This window comes from Bacillus cereus group sp. N11 (assembly GCF_016483605.1).
In the GTDB taxonomy this organism is placed as follows: domain Bacteria; phylum Bacillota; class Bacilli; order Bacillales; family Bacillaceae_G; genus Bacillus_A; species Bacillus_A toyonensis.
The window spans coordinates 1-235 of sequence record NZ_JAEHBN010000111.1 but is presented as its reverse complement, the minus strand read 5'-3'; the positions used below and the strand labels follow the sequence as shown (position 1 = coordinate 235).

Genomic DNA, 235 nt, shown 5'->3' with positions numbered 1-235 from the left:
TAATCTCTTTAGAGATAGGTTCTTTTGGTAAACGGCGAAAAATATTTTCAATGACACCGATACTATCATCGACGAGACGTCCAACTGCAACTGCTACGCCACCGAGAGTTAAAATGTTAAGTGTGATGTTAGATTGGTGTAGTAAAAAGCGTGTTAATAAAATAGATAATGGAATTCTGACAACAGCGATGAGTGTCGTTCGGAAGTTACGCAATAAGATTAAGATAATTAGAGT

Annotated in this window: 1 protein-coding gene; it reads right to left on the bottom strand. The window is 36.6% G+C overall.

What is annotated here, in order from left to right; translation table 11 throughout:
* On the bottom strand, positions 1 to 235 hold a 235-nt coding region (locus JDS98_RS29910), incomplete at both ends, for an efflux RND transporter permease subunit (protein ID WP_199634651.1).